At 40.3% G+C, this 23,088-nt stretch carries 16 protein-coding genes and 3 pseudogenes; 13 read left to right on the top strand and 6 right to left on the bottom strand.

Annotated elements, in window-relative coordinates; all coding sequences use genetic code 11:
• Nucleotide 1: 1 nt before the first annotated feature.
• Nucleotides 2-1,180, bottom strand: coding sequence for an AAA family ATPase (locus GQR42_RS00990; RefSeq protein ID WP_158198561.1), 1,179 nt, complete (start codon nucleotides 1,178-1,180; stop codon nucleotides 2-4).
• A 55-nt stretch (nucleotides 1,181-1,235) separates the two neighbouring features.
• Nucleotides 1,236-3,046: pseudogene (gene lepA, locus GQR42_RS00985) on the bottom strand (translation elongation factor 4).
• A 636-nt stretch (nucleotides 3,047-3,682) separates the two neighbouring features.
• Here lepA and GQR42_RS00980 point away from each other — a divergent pair.
• The 7 genes and pseudogenes from GQR42_RS00980 to GQR42_RS00955 all read left to right on the top strand — a co-directional run bounded on the left by GQR42_RS00980 (nucleotide 3,683) and on the right by GQR42_RS00955 (nucleotide 11,442).
• Nucleotides 3,683-3,913, top strand: coding sequence for a type II toxin-antitoxin system CcdA family antitoxin (locus GQR42_RS00980; RefSeq protein WP_002732463.1), 231 nt, complete (start codon nucleotides 3,683-3,685; stop codon nucleotides 3,911-3,913).
• Between the two features lie 212 nt (nucleotides 3,914-4,125).
• Entirely contained in the window at nucleotides 4,126-5,892 is a 1,767-nt protein-coding gene (locus GQR42_RS00975) for an N-6 DNA methylase (protein ID WP_158198560.1), read from the top strand.
• A complete protein-coding gene (locus tag GQR42_RS00970; RefSeq protein ID WP_002762203.1) occupies nucleotides 5,889-6,611 on the top strand; it encodes a restriction endonuclease subunit S in 723 nt (240 codons plus the stop codon). Before GQR42_RS00975 ends, GQR42_RS00970 begins: the two co-directional genes overlap by 4 nt.
• 228 nt (nucleotides 6,612-6,839) lie before the next feature.
• Complete coding sequence (locus GQR42_RS00965; protein ID WP_158198559.1) at nucleotides 6,840-7,160, top strand: hypothetical protein; 321 nt, start codon at nucleotides 6,840-6,842, stop codon at nucleotides 7,158-7,160.
• The gene (locus GQR42_RS28160; RefSeq protein ID WP_233271210.1) at nucleotides 7,157-7,618 is read left to right on the top strand and encodes a CHAT domain-containing protein; all 462 of its coding nucleotides are present in this window, start codon (nucleotides 7,157-7,159) and stop codon (nucleotides 7,616-7,618) included. The genes GQR42_RS00965 and GQR42_RS28160 overlap by 4 nt, the downstream gene beginning before the upstream one ends.
• On the top strand, nucleotides 7,602-10,013 hold the full coding sequence (locus GQR42_RS00960) for a GUN4 domain-containing protein (RefSeq protein WP_233271209.1): 2,412 nt from the start codon (nucleotides 7,602-7,604) through the stop codon (nucleotides 10,011-10,013). Before GQR42_RS28160 ends, GQR42_RS00960 begins: the two co-directional genes overlap by 17 nt.
• A 214-nt stretch (nucleotides 10,014-10,227) precedes the next feature.
• Nucleotides 10,228-11,442 (top strand): annotated as a pseudogene (locus GQR42_RS00955) (ISL3 family transposase).
• Nucleotides 11,443-11,853: 411 nt separating this feature from the next.
• On the opposite strand, the pseudogene GQR42_RS00950 reads toward GQR42_RS00955, so the two are convergent.
• Nucleotides 11,854-13,102 (bottom strand): annotated as a pseudogene (locus GQR42_RS00950) (ISNCY family transposase).
• A 251-nt stretch (nucleotides 13,103-13,353) separates the two neighbouring features.
• Between GQR42_RS00950 and GQR42_RS00945 the strand changes: the two are divergent.
• Nucleotides 13,354-13,854 (top strand): hypothetical protein, encoded by a 501-nt coding sequence (locus GQR42_RS00945; protein ID WP_158198557.1) that lies wholly within the window; start codon nucleotides 13,354-13,356, stop codon nucleotides 13,852-13,854.
• Nucleotides 13,855-13,959: 105 nt separating this feature from the next.
• Nucleotides 13,960-15,666, top strand: coding sequence for a hypothetical protein (locus GQR42_RS00940; protein ID WP_158198556.1), 1,707 nt, complete (start codon nucleotides 13,960-13,962; stop codon nucleotides 15,664-15,666).
• A 67-nt stretch (nucleotides 15,667-15,733) separates the two neighbouring features.
• Here the strand turns inward: GQR42_RS00940 and GQR42_RS00935 are convergent, their stop codons facing one another.
• Complete coding sequence (locus tag GQR42_RS00935; protein ID WP_158198555.1) at nucleotides 15,734-16,225, bottom strand: hypothetical protein; 492 nt, start codon at nucleotides 16,223-16,225, stop codon at nucleotides 15,734-15,736.
• Between the two features lie 191 nt (nucleotides 16,226-16,416).
• Here GQR42_RS00935 and uvrB point away from each other — a divergent pair, with 191 nt between their 5' ends.
• From uvrB to GQR42_RS00920, 3 genes are all read left to right on the top strand, one after another.
• A complete protein-coding gene (uvrB, locus tag GQR42_RS00930; RefSeq protein ID WP_158198554.1) occupies nucleotides 16,417-18,420 on the top strand; it encodes an excinuclease ABC subunit UvrB in 2,004 nt (667 codons plus the stop codon).
• Between the two features lie 4 nt (nucleotides 18,421-18,424).
• Complete coding sequence (locus GQR42_RS00925; RefSeq protein ID WP_158202332.1) at nucleotides 18,425-19,480, top strand: flagellar assembly protein H; 1,056 nt, start codon at nucleotides 18,425-18,427, stop codon at nucleotides 19,478-19,480.
• 354 nt (nucleotides 19,481-19,834) lie between these two features.
• Nucleotides 19,835-21,286 carry a GTP-binding protein gene (locus GQR42_RS00920; protein ID WP_158198553.1) on the top strand — a complete coding sequence of 484 codons (1,452 nt, stop codon included), beginning with the start codon at nucleotides 19,835-19,837 and terminating at the stop codon, nucleotides 21,284-21,286.
• Nucleotides 21,287-21,501: 215 nt separating this feature from the next.
• Here the strand turns inward: GQR42_RS00920 and GQR42_RS00915 are convergent, their stop codons facing one another.
• Together GQR42_RS00915 and GQR42_RS00910 are read right to left on the bottom strand one after the other, a co-directional pair.
• Nucleotides 21,502-21,798: a type II toxin-antitoxin system RelE/ParE family toxin gene (locus GQR42_RS00915; RefSeq protein ID WP_079206196.1), complete on the bottom strand. Its 297-nt coding sequence runs from the start codon at nucleotides 21,796-21,798 to the stop codon at nucleotides 21,502-21,504.
• On the bottom strand, nucleotides 21,783-21,971 hold the full coding sequence (locus GQR42_RS00910) for a hypothetical protein (protein WP_158198552.1): 189 nt from the start codon (nucleotides 21,969-21,971) through the stop codon (nucleotides 21,783-21,785). Before GQR42_RS00910 ends, GQR42_RS00915 begins: the two co-directional genes overlap by 16 nt.
• A 354-nt stretch (nucleotides 21,972-22,325) precedes the next feature.
• On the opposite strand from GQR42_RS00910, the gene GQR42_RS00905 reads away from it, so the two are divergent.
• Nucleotides 22,326-23,018: a Crp/Fnr family transcriptional regulator gene (locus tag GQR42_RS00905; RefSeq protein ID WP_158198551.1), complete on the top strand. Its 693-nt coding sequence runs from the start codon at nucleotides 22,326-22,328 to the stop codon at nucleotides 23,016-23,018.
• Nucleotides 23,019-23,088 lie beyond the last annotated feature (70 nt).

The raw sequence follows: 23,088 nt of genomic DNA, 5'->3' as shown, positions 1-23,088 counted from the left end.
ATTAACTAATTCCTTGAGGAAATTCTTCTAAGACATTGATAAGATCAATAAAGGCTTTTTGTCGAGTTTTAGAAATATGAAAATCGACCGCATTGTTTACCTGAATTACTCCTCCTTTACGAGTGACGATTTTCCAATAGGCAGGACTGATATTATTAATTATATAAGGATGATGACTGGTAATAATAAACTGTAAATCTCGATAATTAACTAATAGACCTTCTGTTAAACTATCCAAACAGTTAACCCCCAAACTATTTTCAAATTCATCGATTAATATAACGCTGCCAGCAGCAGATAATTCGATCGTTGCTAAGAACATCAGGCTTTTTATCATTCCAGAGGAGATATTTGGTTCTAAAATCCAGACATGAGAGTTTTTTTCTTTTATTTGTATGAAAGCTCGGTTTTTAAGGGAAGAACTTCGAGTTAATGAAACAAACAGATCACCTAGTTCGGATGGTTCTAAAGATTCTATTTTTAAATCTTCAACTTGAGGGAAAATATCTAAAAACTTTCTCTTTATTATCTCGAACATATCAGGATATTTTTGATAAGTTATTAGTAGTTTGTCGGAAATAGGAAGTTGACTCGATTGTAATTCAGAGAGAGAGTTATATTCGGCATATTCGTAGTTTCTAAGGATTTTACCAAATGTTGAATATGAGATATTAAACTTAAGTGGATTGAAAATCATTTTGTTAAATTCCTGTCGAACAGGGAAAACATCTTCTTCTTGATTGAAAAGCTCTATACAGCTTAAATAAGATGGTAGTTTTGGTGTCTTTGAATTTTTAAACTCAATTACCTCTTGGTTTCTTTCGATCAAAATCTCTTGATCTTTTAAAAGAGTTTCACTAATTATACTAACCTTATTTTCGCCGTCATTACTATTGACTTCATCTTCTTCAATCTTGATGAGAGAACGGGCTTTTTTAACCTCAAATTCACCCAACCAATGATAACGAATATGAGCGGTTGTTAAAAATTCTACATCCCATTTCACCCCATTTATAGACTCACCGTTAGCGATTCTTTTTAAATTACTAATAGCCTTTAAAATCGAGGTTTTTCCTGCACCTGAGATACCAACTAATAAATTCAAATCTGGAAAAAACTCGCAAGAATCTATACTTAATCCAGAGGCTAAATCTTGATAGGATAATCTCAAAAGTTTCATAATAATTCCCCTCTGCTAAAACTAAAAAGGGTGAGTTAATCCTCACCCCTAGACGTTACTGCGGATCGAGTTTTAGGACTGCCATAAATGCTTCCTGGGGGACATCAACAGTTCCGATCGCTTTCATCCGTTTCTTCCCTTTTGCTTGCTTGTCTAACAGCTTTTTCTTGCGGCTAATATCACCACCATAACACTTAGCTAAGACATCCTTTCTTAAAGCGGGAATATGTTCACTAGCGATAATTTTAGAACCAATAGCTGCTTGAATGGGAACCTTAAATTGATGCCGGGGAATCAATTCTTTTAACTTTTCGGTTAAAGCGCGACCAACATAATAAGCTTTATCCCGGTGAACGATCATCGCTAAAGCATCAACGGGATCACCATTGACCATAATATCTAATTTAACTAGCTCATTTTCCCGATAGCCAATTAATTGATATTCCATACTAGCGTAACCGCGGGATCGAGATTTTAATTGATCGAAAAAGTCCGTCACCACTTCTGCTAAAGGTAACTCATAAATCAAAGCGGTGCGAGTTTTAGTAAAATAACGCATATCCTTGAAAACTCCCCGACGACTTTGACATAATTCCATCAAAGCGCCTACATAGGTTTCCGGAGTAATCATTTCCACTTGGATATAAGGTTCCTCAATTTTTTCCCGTTTTTGTGGGGAAGGTAACAAACTAGGATTATCCACTTCGACAATTTCCCCATCGGTGGTAGTGACCTGATAAACTACCGAGGGAGCGGTGGTAATTAAATCTAAGTTATATTCCCTTTCTAGTCTTTCCTGGACAATTTCCATGTGCAGTAATCCCAAAAAACCGCAACGGAAACCAAAACCCATGGCGCTAGAAGTTTCCGGTTCGTAGGATAGAGCTGCATCGTTTAATTTTAACTTTTCCAGCGCATCTTTGAGATCGGCATACTGATCAGCATCGGTGGGGAATAATCCGCAGAAAACCATCGGTTTTGCTTCCGTATAACCGGGTAAAGGCTCTTGTGCTGGTTTAGCGGTTAGAGTAATCGTATCACCCACCCGGGCATCGGCGACGGTTTTAATCGCAGCTGCCAGATAACCCACTTCTCCCGCGTGCAGTTCATTTACCTGTACCTGTTGCGGTGATAAAACTCCCAGTTCATCGATCACAAATTCTTTACCAGAAGCCATAAAACGAATTTTATCGCCCTTTTTCACCCGACCATCCATGACGCGGAAATAGACAATTACCCCTCGATAAGCGTCGTAATAACTATCAAAAATTAAAGCTCGGAAGGGTTCTTCGAGGGTATCTTGGGGAGGGGGAACTAATTGGACGATCGACTCTAGAATATCATTAATACCGATCCCAGCCTTAGCCGAGGCCCGAATCGCCTCACTACAGTCTAAACCCACCACTTCCTCGATTTCCGCCGCGACCCGTTCCGGTTCGGCACTGGGTAGGTCGATTTTATTTAAAACTGGGATAATTTCGAGGTTATTTTCCAGTGCTAGGTAAACATTGGCTAAAGTTTGCGCCTCCACTCCTTGGGACGCATCCACAACTAATAAAGCTCCCTCGCACGCCGCTAGAGACCGAGAAACCTCGTAGGAAAATCCACATGGCCGGGGGTGTCAATCAGATTGAGAACGTATTTTTGACCATCCTTAGCGGTATAATCCATGCGTGCCGCTTGTAACTTGATGGTGATACCTCGTTCCCGTTCCAAGTCCATATTATCGAGAAATTGTTCTTTCATCTCCCGTTGGGCTACGGTTCCCGTAATTTGCAGGAGGCGATCAGCGAGAGTTGATTTACCATGATCGATATGAGCGATGATGGAAAAATTGCGAATGCGAGAAACGGGAACGTCAGTCATCGTGGTTCACTGCTGGCAAAAGTCAGGGGTTTTTGACACTCTCCGCCCTAAAAGTGCGGAGATTCTTGGGCTGAATCCTGCCTCTACTAGCAAAGCTAATTTTGGTCTTACAGCTTCATGTCTAGTCCGACTACACCTACAAGGCAAGCACTCTTAGGGACTACTCCCCAAGCGTAAATTCGGGTATGCCCTACCCTATTTAATTTTTTTTATCTCCCACCTATGCCGTACTTTTTTTGATTAGAGCAGTGAGGTATTGGGGCAACCCGAAATGGGTTGGTGACACTAGCTTTTGTCCAACGGTCAGTTCGCGTGTCACGACTACACATCTGATTTTCCGCTTACCAATCAGTTTAACACAAAGCCGTCCTAAAAGGGCGAGGCTTTAAACCCAATTTTTCGGTAAAGATAAAAAAAGCTAAACTGCAAGTATAGTCATGGTTTCAACCTTAGCTTCCCCTCTCGGCATCCACCGGAAACTATGGTAGGCTTGATTATGGTGACCAAATCAGGGAAAGGGCAATGGCTAAGGAAAGGCTGTATGATTTGTCCAAATCGGATTACCATAGATAAACTCTTGGATGAGAATCCTCGACTGACGGGTAGAATGATAGATAGCAATCATTAATAGAGCTTATGAACGACAATGCTACACCGACTCAGCGCACGGCGGAGAAAGTTGAAATCGCTATTCACCTTGACTCGGAAGTTTTAGACCAGATTAAACACCTGACTAACGATCCTAGTCGCATTATCGAAACAGCGATTAAACAGTGGCTAAGAGGAGAGAAACAACCGGATGAAGACTTAACCCGTCATCTTCGACGCAATCCCCCCGTACCCCCCAAAGGGGAATGGAATGACTAAGATTTTTCAGTCTCTAATAGGTTATTTCCCGACGGAGAGACTGAAATATTTTCTTAGGTCAACCATTGATGGTAATTGAGATTTTTTCCCCAACTAAGCTGGTCAATAGTAGTATTGCCTGTAACAGCAACGCAACGGTTTAATCTATTTACCTACTGCTCTGGTTTGCAGTAGGCTTAGTAATCGTGTAACCCATAGGTGTATAGATTATTATGCCGTTGAATAAACAGGCTATCTTAGATGACATTTTTCGCAAAGCACCACCGTTGAACTCTGAGGACGACTGTGCTGAGAATGTTGTTATCCCTTTCATAATGAGGCTTGGTTACGACAGGAACCAGATACGTCGAAAAGTCTCAATCACTGGAACTTCAGGACATAGATTTAGAAAGCAAGCTGATATCGTTGTTTATATTGGGGAACGTCCGGCTCTTGTGGTTGAAACCAAGCGTATTCAGCATCGATTGAGCGAGGAGGATGTTAACCAAGTGCTTTCCTATGCTCAACTTCTTGAACCATCTACACCAATTGCAGTTCTGACTAATGGACGTGATTGGGAGATTTATTATTTGGATAGAGACGATATTGGCGGATTAGAATCCGTTCCTGAACCGCAAGAGCTTGAAAGCACAATACTTACTGTCTCTAGCAATGTAGTTCAATTGGAAAAGCGACAAGCTGCTGAGCGACTTTTAGTAACTATTGAAAATAAAGGTGACTTAGAAATAGCATTTAGGGAATGTCGAAAAGAGTTAGCTAAAGAAGGACTCATTGCCGAGTCTGCATTTGATGAGCTAACTAAAATTCTCACTTGTAAGTTTAACGAAGAGAAAAGAGATGCTGAAGGCTTTGCACCCAATCGCTTTACATCTTCCTGGCTTCTTGGCAGTGGACCTCTAGCTGCTTTACAGCAAATGTTTACTGACGCAAAACAGACTTTTAATGTATTCCCTACGGGAACTCAAATTCAAATTAGAAGCAACGAAACTGTTGAAAAAATTGTTCGTGAATTAGAGCCTTTTGGTCTTTATGGTTTTAAGACGCCACTTGGCTTGGCTGGAGCAGGAGGAGATGTAGTTGGTTCTGTTTATGAGGCCTTTCTTACTGGAACACTCCGAGGGGACTTAGGACAGTATTTAACCCCAAGACAATTAGTTGAGTTCATGGTTGAGATAGCTGATATAAAAATTGGAGAAAAAGTCCTTGATTTATCATGCGGAAGTGGTGGCTTTCTTATTAGAGCGTTTATTAATGTCCGCAAAAAAATTCGATTTCTTGATTCTAGCCAAGATGAAAAAGATCATTTAGTTAGTAATCTTGTCACGAATAATCTATGGGGAATTGAGATAAATCCTCGGTTAGCCACTTTATGTCGAATAAATATGATTTTACATGGTGATGGCTATGAACATATTTATACAGGAGATTCAATTAGAGAAGATGTTTTTGAGAATACAGATGGACGCAGAACTGATTTTTTAAATATTGAGCAAAATAACGCAGCAATGTTTGATGTAATTCTCATTAATCCCCCGTTCAATATACCCTATGAAGATTCTGCTACTTTAAACCGGTATTATCTAGGACTAGGTAAAGCTGCTCAAGGTTCAGACTATTTGGTTCTTGAGAGAGCAATTCGACTATTAAAGCCTGAAACTGGACGTTTGCTAGTTATTTTGCCCCATGGTGTTGCCAGCGGAGTTTCCGAGACTGAAGTTCGCAACTTTGTGAAATCTCGTACACATATTCATGGTTGTATAAGCTTACCCGTCGGATCATTTAAGCCGTTTGGGGGGTCTAATGCTAGAACCTGTGTTTTGTATCTCAAGAAGACTACTGGAGACAATAAAAAGCGTTTTTTAGCACAAGCAGAACACGTTGGCTATGACATTACCTCAAAATATTATAGAGAAACTGATCTCAATGATTTACCTGTTATCGCGGAAGCCTATCATAGAGTAAAACTAGAACTGCAATGACTATCGAGTTAATTAAACCAGACCCTTTAATATTAACAATCACTGAAGAATCAGCCCGTAGTATCGATACAGTTGATGCTGGTGCAGCTTATACACAATATTTGCATGAGCAAATAGGTGAGTTTGAACAGCAGCCTTTAGGAAACTTTGTAGATGTTGTATCAAGAAGCGTTAATCCACGCTCTAGTAGATATGCTGGTCAAATATTTGAATATATAGATTTACGAGAAGTAGATGATATTTATGGCTATATATTAACTCTTAAACTTAATCAAGGAAATGAGATTGGAAGCACAAAACATCGCTTTCAAAAGAATGACATTCTCTTCGCCAAGATCATGCCCAGCTTGGCCAACAAAAAGATTGCGCTAGTAACCCAAGATGTAACTAACGCAGTAGCTTCAACTGAATTTATTGTTTTGCGAAAAAAATCACAAGCCGAGATTAATCTTTATTACCTTTTTCGGGCTTTACGTTCTGATCATTTTACCCGACAAGCGACAGCAAACGTTACTGGTGCAACGGGGCGACAGAGAATTAGCCCGTCTAGATTACTAGAATTACAAATAATTGTTCCCCCAGAAGAGATTCAAACACAAATTGGAGATGCTGTCGAACAAGAGTTTACGCTAAGGACATTGGCGGCAGAACAATCAAAGAAAGCTGATGACTTAGCTCAGCTTGTACTTGGTAATCTAACTCTTAGAACCGACAGCTAGAAAGCGCGGAAGGTAGGTTGGGTTGACGACTGTTACCCAACACCCCATCCAATAACCAGGCAAAATCATTTATAATTATTTGATAATAGGACATTGGTTGGGTTTCGTGCTAAATTCGTTGAGTATAGGCTAGATATCAGGACAGGCAAAAGGGGGAATAGATAATCAGTTTTTAATAAACGGATTTAGTATCATTTTGCTTGGGTACTTACGGGAGGAACAAAACTGATGCAGATAGAAATTCAAGGAGCCGATGCTATCAAAGTTGCTCAGGATATCGTCGAGATGGAAGGGGTGCAAGGCAGCTACGAAGTTATCTCTGAAGTGGAGAGAGAGGGAACCCTTGCCACTATCGCCACCATCATCGGCATTATTAGCGGAACAATCGCCATCGCCGAGAAATTGTACCAATTAAAGCGAAAAATTGACTCTCCTGAAACCCCGAAGATCGAACGGGTGTTGATTGTGAGCAAAAACGGCGATCGCCTGCTGCTCAAAGATGCTACCCTAGAGCAACTACAAAAACTCTTGGAACAAGAAAAATCATGAAGATACTGCATATTGATCTTCAGGAGAGGGGTAGCAACAGCGTTGAGTTCCGATTTTTCTGGGACAACCCTAACCAGACTCGTACCTACACAAGATTCCTGAGTGAAATAGACCACCTAAGTGAAAAGGCTGACACCGATTACTATACCCGTTTACCGGAAGACCACGCCAAAACAGGACAAGGTTTATACCGATGGTTAGATGGTACGGAGCGCATCCTCCAGAACGAGTTAGATAGCCACCGAGGAGAGAAAATAGTTCTGGCTATCAGCACCAGCAACGGATTAGTCCATCTACCCTGGGAATTATTACACGATGATCAGGGTTTTCTTGTGTCTAAGCTTCCCGCTATTGTTCCTATGCGGTGGATGAAAACCGGTAATGAAAGGCTGTTAACTGTGGACAACAACCCGCAGGAATCGAGCCTTAAATGTAGTTTTCATGGCAAGTTCTGCTAGAGGTGTCGAGCCTATACTAGACTTTGAGGCAGAAGAAGGGAAGATCCTCAAAGCAACTAGAGGGAAACCCCTATCTTTAACCGTTGAAGAGAGCGGATGTATTAAAGAATTAGGCGAATTGATAGCCAGTAAAGATAGGGGATACTTCGATGTTATCCACCTGAGCGGACACGCTACCATCAAGGATCAGAAACCCTATTTTATTACCGAGACGGAATACGGAGATAGACAAGATACCAGCGCTGAAGATATTGCTAGAGAATTACAGTTTAATTTACCTAAGCTGTTGTTTTTATCAGGGTGTCGGACAGGCTACTCCGATGGTGATGAGATCCTTTCGATGGCCGAGAAGTTATTAGAAAATGGGGCTAAAACTGTTTTGGGGTGGGGTCAACCCGTCAGGGATCAGGAAGCTGCTGACACGGCGGCCATCCTCTACGAAAAGCTTTCTCAAGGCTTTACTTTAAGCGAGTCGTTAGCTTTTGCCTATCAGAAATTATTAGAAAATCAGGCGAGGGATTGGCATTGTTTACGCCTCTATGTCCGGGGAAGTATCCCAGAAGCTTTGGTAAGCAGAGGACAGAAAAAACCTTTACCTCCCGTATCCGTTGTTGACCAATTTGTGGACCCAGAAACGAAATATTTGCGGGTAGCCACACGGGAAACTTTTATCGGTCGCCGCCGTGATCTTCAGTATTGCTTGCAAGTGCTGAAAAAACCCTTTGATAATCCTGTAGCAGTTTCTAAGGTTGGCGTTTTTCTGCAAGGTTTTGGTGGTAACGGGAAAAGTACCCTCGCCGCTCGGTTGTGCGATCGCCTTCCAGACTATACTAAGCTTGTCTGGTGGCGACAAATTGATCAAACTAGCTTAGTTAATACCCTAGCTAAAAAATTAGACCGTTCACAACGTCAAATCCTTCTGGATTCTAATGAGGAGCTAGACTATCGCTTAAGGGATGTTTTTGGTCAGTTAAACCAACCTTTTCTACTTATTCTTGATGATTTCGAGTGGAACTTGGAATGCCCTTCATCCAGCGATGACTATATCTTTAAAGCAGGGGTAGCTCAACTATTACAAGCTCTAGTTGGGGCGATACAGGAAACTAATTACTACCATCGCCTGATTATTACCTCGCGCTATACCTTCAATTCCCCTCTATTAGAGGAATTTTATCATCTCGAGTCTTTACCCTCTTTCAAATACAAAGAGTCCGATTTAGAAAAGAAACTGCGGCGGTTAGAGCATTTTAGTTCGGGTAAGATTGATAAAAACTATATAGAAAGAGCTTTAAACCTTGCTGATGGCAACCCCCGTCTCTTGGAATGGCTCAATAATGAGGTTTTAAATTCAGGGGAGATAGATACAAAGTTGCGGTCATTTGAGAATGAATCCGATGTTACTTGGCGCGATAAGATAGTCTGGCGGTTAGAAGAAAAACCTCAACTATTGACGGATGAAGCTCTTGAAAAAGTGGTTAGTAATTGCCTAATCTATGAAATTCCAGTTCCTATTGAAGCTTTAGAAGCGGTTTGTCAATCTGTTCCCAACTATCAGAAAAAAATAAAACAGGGACAGGATAAAGGCTTGATCGAGGTAATCTGCAATGACGACAGAGAAACCCTCTACCGCGCCTCTCACATCAAACATATTAACCCCCATATCGAGCTTCCTAAAGATGCAAGTAAGCTTTCTGCTTTAGCAGGAACAGCAGCCAAGACTTTAACCGAACTTTGGGGAAATAAGGAGAACGAAAATGAGGAAAGATGGGCAGAGATTTTCCGTCTAGCTTTTGCAGAGACAGAAAACCCAGATCGCTTTCGAGAACAATTCGATAAGATGATCTCGGTTCAATATAACAAAGAAACCGATCTTGCCTACGAAAAAGAACTGAGAAAACAGAGAGGATATCTTATCGCAAACCAAGAACAGATCTATCAAAAGTTAGAAGAGTACCTAGAGCAACAGGATTGGAAAAAAGCCGACTACGAAACTGCCTTCATTATGTATCAGTGGATGGTTATAGAAGGTTATGATCACTTCTACCAGCTTTTTAGACGGGTATCCCTAGATGTAATCGATGAAATTGACCGTCTCTGGGTGAAATACAGCGAAGGGAAATTTGGTATTAAGAGACAGGCAAAAATTTACCGTGACCTAGGGGGTACGAAAAGATATAATTCAGAAGTATGGGATAGTTTTGGCGATCACGTTGGTTGGAGAGCAGGAGGTAGATGGTTGGAGCTTAAAGAGGTAGCATATCATGCTACAACACAGCCAGAATCGCACTTCCCAATATTTATATACTCCCGTGTGGGGTGGGTGGTGGGAAGGTGGATTGGGGGGAGTGAAGGGTTTGACGTTGTGGTGGATCTCTTCTCTCGCGTCAAGACTTAAAGCAGCGTAGCACAGATGATTACGGAACTTTGTGGCTCTTCGGTAATTGTTATGCAAATAATTAACTTAAAATAAAATTCGATGAGAGTGCCTACGCCTAAAAGTGGCTGAAATTCATACAGGGAGACACTTACGGCACAAATAGATTAATACCAAAAGATAGACAATCGAGTTAAGATTTGATATAATAGCCAAAAACGAGATTATTTTACTTATGATACTTGACAAATTTTTGAACCTACAAGGAACCTGTATTCAAGGCTATCGACACCTAGAAAATATCGGTATAGTTTGCCGAATCGAATCGAAAAAGCAAAAAGCAACCTGTCCTCATTGTGGGTTAGAGAGCGATAAACTACACCAAAATCATCGACATTTAGTCAAAGATTTACCAATCTCAGGACAACCAGTGTACCTACAAGTTAATCGTCGTCAATTTAAGTGCGATAATTGTCGAAAACCCTTTAGCGAAGAGTTAGATTTTGTCGCCAAGAAACGAACCTATACGAAAAGACTAGCCGAGAATATACTCGAACAATTAAAAGAAGGAGATATTTTAAATGTTAGCCGAATAAATGACGTAACAGAAGAAGAGATTCAAAGAATGATAGAGGACATAGCTGAAGAAATTACAGAGACAGACCTATCGAAATTAAAAAGACTAGGAATTGACGAAATCGCTCTAGTCAAAGGACAAAAAAAATATTGTGCGGTTTTAGTAAATTTAGATACGGGAAAACTAATAGCTATTCTAAAGAAGCGAACACAAGAAGAATTGAGGGAAACGCTTACGGGATGGGGAAAAGAGGTGTTAGAGCAAATTGAAGAAGTCAGCATAGACCTTTGGTTGCCCTATAAAAATTTGGTGAAAGAATTGATACCATCGGCCGAGGTAGTCGCCGATAGATTCCATGTAATGAAACAAATTAATCAAGAGTTAGACGAACAGAGAAGAGCAGAAAAAAGAGCGGTAGAAGCGCAGAAAAATAAAAAACAGAAAGGGGAAAAAGAAGCAAAACTAGAAGTTTTAAAGCGAAGTAAATATAGTCGGTTAAAAAATGAAGAAAATTTAACGGAACCCCAAAAAATCAAACTAGAAGCTATCAAAGAAAATTGACCAAGTTTGAAAAAGATGCAGGAATTAAAGGAAGAATTTAGAAAGATTTATGAAACCTCAGAGAATCCGACAGAGGGAATGCTATCTATCTCAGAATGGTTGGCAAAATCCTCCAGTGTTTTTACCAAGAGTTGTCAAACAATCCGAAACTGGTTTGGAGAAATCATTAGTTATTTCGAGCAAAGGACAACGAATGGGGTGGTCGAGGGAATCAACAATAAACTTAAACTAATAAAACGGAGAGCCTATGGCTTTAGAAACTTTCGGAATTTTTGGGTTAGAAGTATGTTATCTTGGCATCTTGTATGTTGATTTAGCATAAAGAGTAACGAAGAGCCGCTTTAGTTATTTTCCCTTTAACGCCTCTCAAAATTGTTGGTATTATCAGTCCTTCAGTTACAGCAATTCTCATTTTGAAAACAAAAGAAGATAAAGTTCTCTATGTGAACAAGAGAACTTCTGTCTAATTATCATTTTTTTTCAAGATAATCATCATAATTAGCTTCAAGAGACAGTTTTAAAATATCTGCCCATAAAAAACTTATCTCAACTCATAAATTTAGCTGAAATTCTGACCTAATTTGTGGTTTTTTCAATGAATAAAATAATCTTTCCTTCTCTCGAAAAATTGACATTTTTAACTAGAATTTATTTTTTTGAGCGGGACATATTCGGTAAGAATAAACAAGAAAAACTCTGACCAATTCTTAAACCAAAAATATTTTAATAAAGTACGAATATCATTAAAAAAACTGGGGCGAGTAACTAATAACTCACGAATCTTTTGATAAGTATGATTAACTAAATCTAAAACGGTATGAAATAAAAAAGCTAGTAAATTTAAAGACAACAAGAACTCGCATAAATGACTTTGACCATGACCAAAATTATGTTCTAAATTATAACCGTGATTTTTAAGAACGTTATTTCCTTCATTCTCAACTTTCCATCTGCTGCGTCCAGCTTTGACAATTTTTTCAACATTATTTTCAGTAATTTGATGATTGGTAATCCAATTATTTTGATAGATAATTTTCTGTGTTTTTTCATTAATGACCGTGACTTCACACCAATTAACTTCGAGACTTGACTCGACCTCTCTCAGAGGAACTCTAGAAACATAACGATAACGATAAATGAGATTCTTTCGTCCATCCCATTGTTTCTTTTCTACGGTTTTAACTTCTCCACTTTTTTCTAAAAATTCTAGCCATTCATATAAGGTTTTATGAGAAGTTTCAAGACAAACAAAAATAAAATTATAACCTTGTTTTAGAGCTAAATCACAGATAGGTTGGCGAGAGTATAAGTCATCTCCTAACAGGGTTACAGGATAACCATACTTCTTTTGATGATTCTTATCTAACCATCTTTTAACAGCCGCATTTTCACAATCTTGTTTTTGCTGCCCATCTTGTTTTTTAATAAATTCTGGTTCTAAATTAATCACTTGTTTTTGCTCAGGAGAAACCACAATTGGCGTGACGCAACCATGAAAATAAGTTGTCGTTCCATTACGATGATTGCGGCAATTACAATGGGGACAACTAATTTTCTTTGAAGAAAAATATTCCGTACCATCTAAAGCTATTAAAATTTCCTCATCTAAGTAGAAAAATTTTTTAATAACTCCCGGTTTTTTTAACCATTGATAGACTTGTTGAAAAGAGCCAAATATTGTGGCAGCTGGGATAGGAGCTAACAGGTTTCTGATTTGATGATCACAAGGTATTTTTTTGATCCCAAATAAACTTGAAGCATTATCTTTTCCCTTACTACTTTTCATCAAACGTTGATGCTCTAAAAAAGAAGGTGACTGAGTAAAAAAAACCGAAAAAGCCGCCTTAACTGCATCTTCTACCTGATATTTGGTATTGTTTCCTGGTTTTCTGTCATCGGGTAAGTCATGGAATTCTTGAACTAAAAATTGTATTAATTCAGGAATTTCTAAAGTCACAGCCTTTTTCGTCATCGCAGAACAGTTTGATTAATTAATATTTCCAACTTAATAATTTTACCTCAACAGACAACAATCATCAATTTTTATTTGGTTCTCTTTCTGATGTAGAGAACTTTTGTTCTAGATTTCTCCCATCTTTCAAATATTTTGAGTATAAATACTCGATATACTCACTTCTCTGCGATGCAGTCGCACTCGCGGGAGCGCATTTTGTAGCTTGCTTAAAGCTTTGTTTCTGTCTGTATCACTTGTTACTTTTTAAAATGAGAATTGCTGCTTCAGTTAAACAGATAGTAGCAGTTTTCTGTTTTGTGATTGCTGCCACTCTACTTGTTCTCATTTTACTGAAAAGGCTTACTCCTAAATCGGCGACTATTTTACTATTTGCAGTTTTTGTCTTTTCTGGAATCAGAGAAGTTCGAGGACTTTATACCGCAAGAGTAACTCCCCTAGCTGCTTTAGCACAAGTGGCAGGGCAAGGGGATTTTAGTAATAATAAGAAAAATCCCTTAATAATTGCTAAGTTATCTGCTGATCTTAATCATCCCAGTGCCTTATTTTATAGTAACAGACCGATTTGGTGGGTGAGGAGTGCCGAACAACTTAAAACTGCTGTCAATACTGATAAAAATCCTGAAATTATTATGAGTAAAAAAGATTTTAATAATTTATCTTCTGACTATGAAATTCAAGTATTAGCTGAAAAAGCTAGTCTAGTTTATGCTAAAATTTATCCTAAGAACTTTCCTAGAATAAATAGGTAATATATCTATTTGATAGATAATAATTATTTAATTCTGTAGCTTGATATTGCTACAATCTAGGATTAGATAACGAGAAAAAGATTAAAATCTTCCGCTTACCTGATCATGAATACACTTGTTAGTCTTGCTCGATTACATAGAAAACAACTTAGTTTCGCTCTTCTGGTGTTTTTGATTATAGGTAGCACTTGGTTCGCTTTCTTATTTGCTCCAGAAAGAACAAATGATGGTCTTGTTCATTTATTTTGGAATAGTTTTTGGGCAGAGCAAGTTAAGTCTGGAGATTTATTCCCAAAATGGTATGCTCAAGGCTATGGAGGCTTCGGAAATGCTGCATTTTTATTCTATCCTCCTCTTTTAAGATATGTAGCTTTTCCCTATCATTTGCTCGGATTTTATCCAGTTGTTGCTCTAAGATTTACGGTGCTAACTATTTTGCTGATCAATATAATTAGTGCCTCAACCCTAGCAATGTATTTATTCAAAAGAAGGAGCATAGGTTACTATCAACTAATTATTATTTTAGCAATTAATCCTTACCTATTTTACTGTTTATTTTGGCGCGGAGCATTAGCAGAGTGCTTGGCTATTGCTTTAATGCCTTTTTTTGTGACCGCACTTCTAAAAGTTTCTACTAGGATTACTTTGGCTAATGGTTTAGCATTAACAATTACAACTTCTTTGATAGCATTAGCTCATCTGCCTAGTCTGATTATTATATTTTTTCTGTTTGGTATTTATTCGGTAATTATCCTGTTAAAAAATAGAAATTTTCGAGATTTTTGCTGGCGGATTCTATTCTTTAACATCGGCATAATTTTTTCTTTTCCTTACTTAGTTCCTGCGGTTTTTAATTTAAAAGAAATTCGTCAACCGCTAGGAACTTCTCTGGGTGATTGGGTTGCTTTTGGTAATAACTTTTATCAAAATCGACAGACTTTTATAATTAGTCTCATTTTCAGCATCTATCTAATTATCTATCTCTTAAGTATTCGAGCAGTTTGGCGGAGAAGAAACAAATTAGAAAAATTTAATCTGTTTTCTCTAATCGTTTTATCGGGACTGAGTTTATTAATGATTTCACCTATTTCTTTACCATTTTACAAAATCATTTTTCCCCTGCAAAAAATCCAGTTTCCCTTTCGGTTCCTTGCCGTGGCATCGGGTCTAGTTTCTACTTTGGCAATTCTTTCTATTTCTGTGAAATTTAACCAATTCAAAAAACGCCTTTTAGTCAGCCTGTTAGTCATTGCTAGTTTGTCTATTCCCCATTACCTTTTATTATCAAGTGTCCTAACTCCTCTTTACCAAGATTCCCTGGCCAAAGAACAACTCAACAACTTGATTACCGCCAGGATTAAACAGCCATCTTATCAATCCCAAAGAACAGCAACGGCTAATTTTTTACCAGTAGAACCAATTAAAGTCGGAGGTAAAGGATTTAATCTAGCGGCTGGTCTCTTAATTGTTCCAGATGTAGTAGATTATCTTCCGGCTGCCCTGAGTGAGAAAACGCCTTTCTGGAAATTTCAAGGTAATACCGTTTCTCCTGCTCAAGGTTATCAAGACCATTATGTTCGCAATGGTGACGGTCAATTAGCTATGGTCAAAGCTTCTTCATATAATCGTATTTGGGATTGCCAAATCGTCTCAGATACTCAGGTTGATCTGGGAATTACTTATTTTGGTCGCTGGCACTTTGAAACTAATCCCAAGGGAATGATTAGCAGTCAGGGAATCTCTCAGGATGGCTTATTTACTCTGCAATTAAAACCGGGAAAATACCAACTAATTGCTCAATATCGTGATTAAGTAAAGGGAAAAAAAATAAATTCCCCGTCTGGGACAGGGAAAACATCTATCTTGATCAACAAAACAATTAATCCAAAAATCCCATTAGAGTTTCGGGATCATCGATTTCATTGGAAGCAACGGGACGATTACCCATGACTGTATAAGTTTCGCTAATGTGCAGATGACTCAGAGCGATCGGACGATTGCCAGAGATCGCTAGAGTGCTACTGATTTCCATACCACTAGAGCCGACAGGACGCAATCCACCGACGGAAGAGTAGGTACTAACCACTTTCAGATGGCTAACTTCCACAGGACGACCACCGGGTAACATTTCATCTTCCGTGAAGTGAAGATGGCTACTACCAACAGGGCGATTTTCGGGCAAGCGATGTTCAGGTTGATAGAATTTTAAGGCTTTGGAAGCTGATTCGGGACTGTTTTTCACCGAAAGGGCGACCACTTCTTTATCCTTGGCGGTTTTAGCTGTAGTAGCTTTACCGCGTGAGCTGCTGGTTTTTTCTTCTGTGGTTGCTGGGGTTTGAGTCCCATTTGTTTCTAGATTTTCCACCGTCATAACCTGATACTCCTTTCCGTTAATAGCTTCGGGGAAACGATAAGATTTAAGTTTAGGGTATTCTCGAAGACTTTTAATCTTTTTTTAAAATCCTCTCTAATATTAAGATACATCTTTCTTTCCCAAAACCCTATCAGTGTTGGTAATTTGATTGATAATTTATTTTGCCTGTTCTCTACACCTAGCCGCTAATGACCGCTTTTCAACTACAAGCCCCCTTTCAACCCACCGGGGATCAACCGGCAGCGATCGATAAATTAGTAGATTCCCTGCAAAACCAGCATCGTTTCCAAACCCTCTTGGGGGCAACCGGCACCGGCAAAACCTTCACCATTGCCGCTGTGATCGAGAAAATTGGCAGGCCTACCCTTGTCCTTGCCCATAATAAGACCCTGGCCGCCCAATTATGCAACGAATTGCGGCAATTTTTCCCCAATAACGCCGTGGAATACTTTATCAGCTATTACGACTACTATCAACCGGAGGCTTACATTCCCGTCAGCGATACCTACATCGAAAAGAGTTCTTCGATTAATGATGAGATCGATATGCTGCGCCATTCGGCCACGCGCTCGCTGTTTGAACGCAGGGATGTGATCGTCGTCGCTTCCATTAGTTGTATTTATGGTTTGGGAATGCCCGCGGAATACCTGAAAGCGGCGATTTCCTTAACAGTTGGTCAAGAGTTCGACCAAAGGCAATTATTACGCGCTTTGGTGTCAGTGCAGTACAATCGCAATGATTTGGAGTTAACTCGCGGTCGTTTTCGTCTGAAGGGCGATATTTTGGAAATTGTTCCCGCTTACGAGGATCGGGTTATTAAAATTGATTTTTTTGGCGATGAGATTGAAAGTATTCGTTATCTCGATCCCCTGACGGGGGAAGTTTTGCAAAAATTAGAGCGAATTAGTATTTATCCGGCCCGTCACTTTGTTACCCCGGAGGAGCGTTTAGAGGTGGCCTGTCGGGATATTAAAACGGAGCTAGATAACCGTTTATTGGAGTTAGAAAAAGCGGGCAAATTACTGGAAGCGCAACGTTTGGATCAGCGGACTCGTTATGATTTAGAAATGTTGCAGGAAGTGGGTTATTGTAATGGCGTGGAAAATTATTCGCGGCATTTAGCGGGTAGATTAGCGGGGGAACCGCCGGAATGTTTGGTGGATTATTTTCCCCAAGATTGGTTATTAGTTGTGGATGAATCCCATGTCAGTGTGCCGCAGATTCGCGGAATGTATAATGGCGATCAATCACGAAAAAAAGTTTTGATCGAACACGGGTTTCGTTTGCCCAGTGCTGCGGATAATCGTCCTTTGAAGTCGGAAGAATTTTGGCAGAAAGTTAATCAATGTATTTTTGTTTCGGCCACTCCGGGAGATTGGGAATTAGAACAGTCAGAAAATCGCATTGTCGAACAAATTATCCGACCGACAGGAGTTTTAGACCCGGAGATTTTTGTGCGGCCAACCGAGGGACAAGTGGATGATTTATTAGGGGAAATTAAGGAGCGAGTGCGGTTAAATGAACGGGTTTTGATTACCACTTTAACTAAACGCATGGCCGAAGATTTAACCGAATACTTGCAAGAAAGGGGAATTAAAGTTAGATATCTACATTCGGAAATTCAATCAATTCAACGGATTGAAATTATTCAAGACCTGCGAGAAGGGGTCTTTGACGTGCTGATCGGGGTGAATTTGCTTCGCGAAGGGTTAGACCTGCCGGAAGTGTCTTTAGTGGCAATTTTAGACGCAGATAAGGAAGGATTTTTAAGGGCTACCCGCTCTTTAATTCAAACTATCGGCCGGGCTGCTCGTCATATTCGCGGTCAGGCAATTCTCTACGGAGATAATCTCACCGATAGTATGATTAATGCGATCGAAGAAACCAAGAGACGGCGAGCTATTCAAGAGGAGTATAATCAGAAACATGGGATTATTCCGCAACCGATTGTTAAAAGGTCGAGTAATTCAATTTTGGCTTTTCTGGATATTTCCCGTCGTCTAAATTCCCAACAATTAGAGCAGGTTTGTGAGAATATAGAAGAACTTTCTTTAGAACAAATTCCCGAATTAATTCAACAACTAGAAGCGCAAATGAAAGAAGCGGCGAAAAATTTAGAATTCGAGGCAGCGGCTAAATATCGTGATCGGATTAAGCAATTGCGAGATAAGTTATTAAATCATGTTAGATAAACCTATGACTAGATTTATTCATGACCAGTTTGCCAAAGATTATCTCGAAGAATTATTATCTTCCCTAGGAGAGGTAAAATCGGCACGGGTTGTACGAGGAGAAGTACGAGAAATCGATGTCTGGTTTTCACCCCAGATTCTCGATAATAATCCTAGAGAACTGCTAGGATTACTGGGAAAAATGGCGATTAATCCCTGTTTATTTGAACCCTTTCGCAATCCTGTCACTGCTACAGAAATTAGAACTTGTCTGTTAAAACTGTTGGAAGTGGAAGGAGAAATTAATCGTCGAGCAAATCGTCAGAAAACGAATGTTAACGATGGGGAAATCCCCCGTCTCTGGATTTTGACTCCCACCGCTTCCTCGCAACTGTTAGAAGGATTCGGTGCTAAATTAGATGAGGAGAATTGGGGGGAAGGTATCTATTTTTTAGCACCCTCTTTACGCACGGCAATCACTGTTATCCATCAATTACCCCCAACAGAAGCAACTCTCTGGTTAAGAATTTTAGGCCGGGGAAAAGTACAAGCAAGGGCGATCGATGAGCTAGAATCGTTACCAGAGGATCATCCTTTTCGGGTAAATGCTCTAGAATTATTATTAAACTTGAGAACTTCTTTAACTAACGATCAAGAGCTTGAACAGGAGGACAGAGAGTTAATTATGAGATTATCACCTTTATACACTTCCCGTCTTCAGGAAGAACTGGATGCTGGCCGTCAACAGGGTCTTCAACAGGGTCTTCAACAGGGTCTTCAACAGGGTCTTCAACAAGGTCTTCAACAGGGTCTTCAACAGGGTCTTCAACAGGGTCTTCAACAGGGTCTTCAACAGGGTCTTCAACAGGGTCTTCAACAGGGTCTTCAACAGGGTCTTCAACAGGGTCTTCAACAAGGAGAACGTCTGGTGGTAGAAAATTTATTGAAAGCTCGTTTTGGTAGTTTGGACCCAGATTTGTCCGTAATCATTGATCGCATTTTATTATTACCAGTAGAGGAGTTTACCCCTTTAATACTCAATTCATCTAGCACAGAATTAATTGCCCATTTTTCTAATTAAAAGAATAACTCAATCCTTTGATGATACTGGATTTGAAAATTGGCTGATTAACCAGCGTCCTATTATTATATTTCTCAATCTACGAGAATTTGCTGGTCAATTTTCCTGGCAAATTCGGGGATATTGCAGGGTAAGCGCATCTAAAAATGTAGCGTAATTAGTCACCGCAATGTAGGTTTAATAATATGTGGGCTAAACTACACTGAATCTATCAGCAGATTTTTTTCTCTCCTCATGACCAAGAACAAGAGGTAACAAACCTCCCCTTTCAAGGGGATAAAAATTAAAATCTTTCTGATTTCAAGCTACCGACGACCGGTGGTAGTCACTGATAACTGATAACTGATAACTGAAATGACCCATGACCCGTTCCTCGATCAAGCTTGGAATACCGAAGACCTAGAACAAGCGCTTCGAGGTGTCGGCACTATTCAAGAAGAACTCAATTATAATCAGGCGCGCAATTCTCTGAGCAAACTTGTTGATCATCTAGATCTTACCTCGAGGGAGAAAATTGGTCTAGAAGCGGAGATCGAGCGCTTGGTGGCCCTGCTAGAAAAACTCGATCAATCCCTGATTCAAATTGCCGCTTTTGGCCTGGTGGGCCGGGGAAAATCCTCGATTTTAAATGCTCTGGTCGGTCAAGAAATCTTGACAACCGGTCCTCTACACGGAGTTACCCGCACCATTGAAGGGGTAAATTGGCAGTTAAGCAGCGATGATACTTTCCCCAATCTAGCGCGTCTGACCCTGAACGGCAAGGGTAATGCTCAGGTGCAATTGCTTGATACTCCCGGTATTGATGAGGTAGATGGGCAAAAGAGGGAAATTCTCGCCTGTCAGGTGGCGCAGCAGGTGGATTTAATCCTTTTTATCATCTCCGGTGATATGACCAAAGTGGAATTTTCCGCCCTGGCCAAGTTGCGGGAAGCGGGAAAACCGATGATTTTGGTCTTTAATAAAATCGATCAGTATCCGGAAGTCGATCGCCTCGCTATCTATGAGAAAATCGCCTCAGAACGGGTGAAAGAATTACTCTCCCCCGATGAGATTGTTATGGTGGCGGCCTCTCCCCTCCTGGCGGAGACAGTCAAGGGGCCGGATGGGCGGCTTAAAACGCAACGATTTCGAGGAAAACCCCAGATAGAAGCCCTGAAACTCAAAATTTTGGAAATTCTAGAGCGAGAGGGTAAATCGCTGGTAGCACTCAATTCTATGCTGTACGCGGACGAGGTAAACGAGCAAATTGTCGCCCGCAAAATGGCTATCCGTGATCGCGGCGCTAATCAATTGATTCAAAAAGCAGTGATGAGCAAAGCATCGGCGATCGCTGTGAATCCGGTGACGGTGTTGGACCTGTTTACGGGGGCAGTTATCGATCTAGCCATGATTCTCGCTCTTTCTCGCTTATACGGCATCGATTTAACTCGTCAGGGGGCGATCGCTCTTTTACAAAAAATTGCCCTCAATATGGGGGGCATTAGTGCCAGCGAATTTTTAGCGGTTTTGGGCTTAAGTTCCCTAAAAGGATTACTCGGTCTCTCGATTCCTGCCACTGGCGGCATTTCTCTCCTTCCCTATACTTCGATCGCCCTGACTCAAGCGGGAGTTGCCGGTGTATCCTGTTACGCAATCGGCCAAGTGACGAAAACCTATCTCGCTAATGGGGCCACTTGGGGACCCGATGGCCCGAAGGCAGTGGTGGCCAGTATTCTCGATTCCCTTGATGAAACCTCGATTCTCAACCGGATTAAGCGGGAATTAGGCTCAAAATTGGGGGGTGGGGGACTTTTCAGTGATCAGTAAACAGTAAACAGTAATCAGTGAACTGAAGGCAATAGGCAACAGGCAATAGGCTCCAAGAAAGAATCTGGCAATTCTCCTACCTAAAAAGAAGGTTAGAAACTGAGTAGATTCAGGCTTTTAGCTTAACAAATTTGGTTTTAGATTCGGCCCCTGTGAACTGAAAACTCAAATCTGATCACTGATAACTGATCACTGATAACTGATCACTGACTAGATCAATCCAAGAAATGCTTGCTATGGACGATCGCCGCTATAATGACAACTGACCCTTGAATTTGATAGATCAGACGGTAGGCGTAGGCAGACTTTTCTCGGATGGTTTCATCGCTAAATTCGGCGCATTTTTTCGCTTCTAGGGGACAATTTTCTAAAGAATAGCTGATATCAAGAATTCGGCGCACGACGGCCGCCGCGTAGGACGGGGAATCTCGACTAATGTAAGATGCGATCGCATCCACGTCTTCAATTGCTTTGGGCGACCAGACAAGGCGATAATTCACTCGATCAGCCATTTGTTTAAAAGACCCTCAACTTCTTCTTGGGGGATTGTATTCTCTAGAGAGGCAGCGTTCAAACTTTGACGCACCTTCTCTAGAACGTATAAATGATACTGAATATCTTCAATTGAACAATCATCTGGTAATTGATTCAAGAGGGATTCAATTTTTTGTCTAATGCTATTCATACAAGTTTTACCGAAGTTTTTCAGGAAAAGTATAAATTTAAGTTATCTATCAACTATCATCTATCATTTATCATCAGATAGAAAAATATAGTTACGCATCCTATCCTAAGCCATAGTCCCCGGAAAAGCGAGAAAAAGTTAAGAATAGATAGGGTGATTATCTAGCTTTTGTAACATTGGGGCGGGGATACTGCCAAGAATACTTAATAATTCTTCTATCTGCCCACTCTTGGCAACTTTTAGGGATTATTGACCAATAACCATCCAGCGGCGACAAGACTCCCCCCAATCGCAGAAATTTTTTGTTACATTAGTTTACAGTTCCCTTAACGCCCCAGTGGGTTATTAATTTTAATGTCTTTTTCGGTTCCTTCGTCGGATTTCATCCCCTTAATCGGTCAAGAAACAGAAATCTTTAACTGGGCAAAATCCCATTATCGTCACCATACCTTTGCCAAAGATGAAAGAGTAGCCACGCGCCCCGGGCTATTATACTTTGTGGAATCTGGGGCGATTCGTATTGTTGGTAAGGCACAAGTTAACGTTATTGACCAAAAATCCCCCCGTCAACTACCTATTGCCGATAGTGAGGAAGTATTTCTCGGTTTTGTGGGTGCAGGTCAACCTTTTGAGATTGTTTCTCAATTTCCCTTTCAATTACAAGCCCAAGCTCATCTAGACAAGACCGAGTTAGTCTGGTTATACTGGGAAGACCTAGAACGCTGGCCGCAATTGCGATCAGCTGTTATGGAAACTTTTCGCCATCAGTACCAGCGTAAGTTATTTTGGTTAAGTATTCTCGGTCAAAAACGCTCCCTCGATCGATTAATGGGGTTCTTGGTTTTATTATTGGAAGAATACGGTCAACCCTGTGTGGAAGGCTATTATCTCCCCTATCCCCTAACTCACGCTCAAATTGCCAGCGCCATCGGCACTACTAGAGTAACAGTAACAAGATTAATCGGTAAATTACGACAACAAAATTCGATCTTTTTTAAGCAAGATAATCTGATCGGATTGCCCAGTTTATTTTTGAGTCAGAATTAATTTTTCTGCTGCTGGTGTTGCTGAATCAAGCTATGAAGACTGCATCTCAATTTGGTCGAAATATCTATAT

It is taken from the genome of Microcystis aeruginosa FD4 (assembly GCF_009792235.1).
GTDB lineage: Bacteria > Cyanobacteriota > Cyanobacteriia > Cyanobacteriales > Microcystaceae > Microcystis > Microcystis viridis.
Note: the sequence above shows the minus strand (reverse complement) of the source record. Positions and strands in the feature narration are given on the sequence as shown.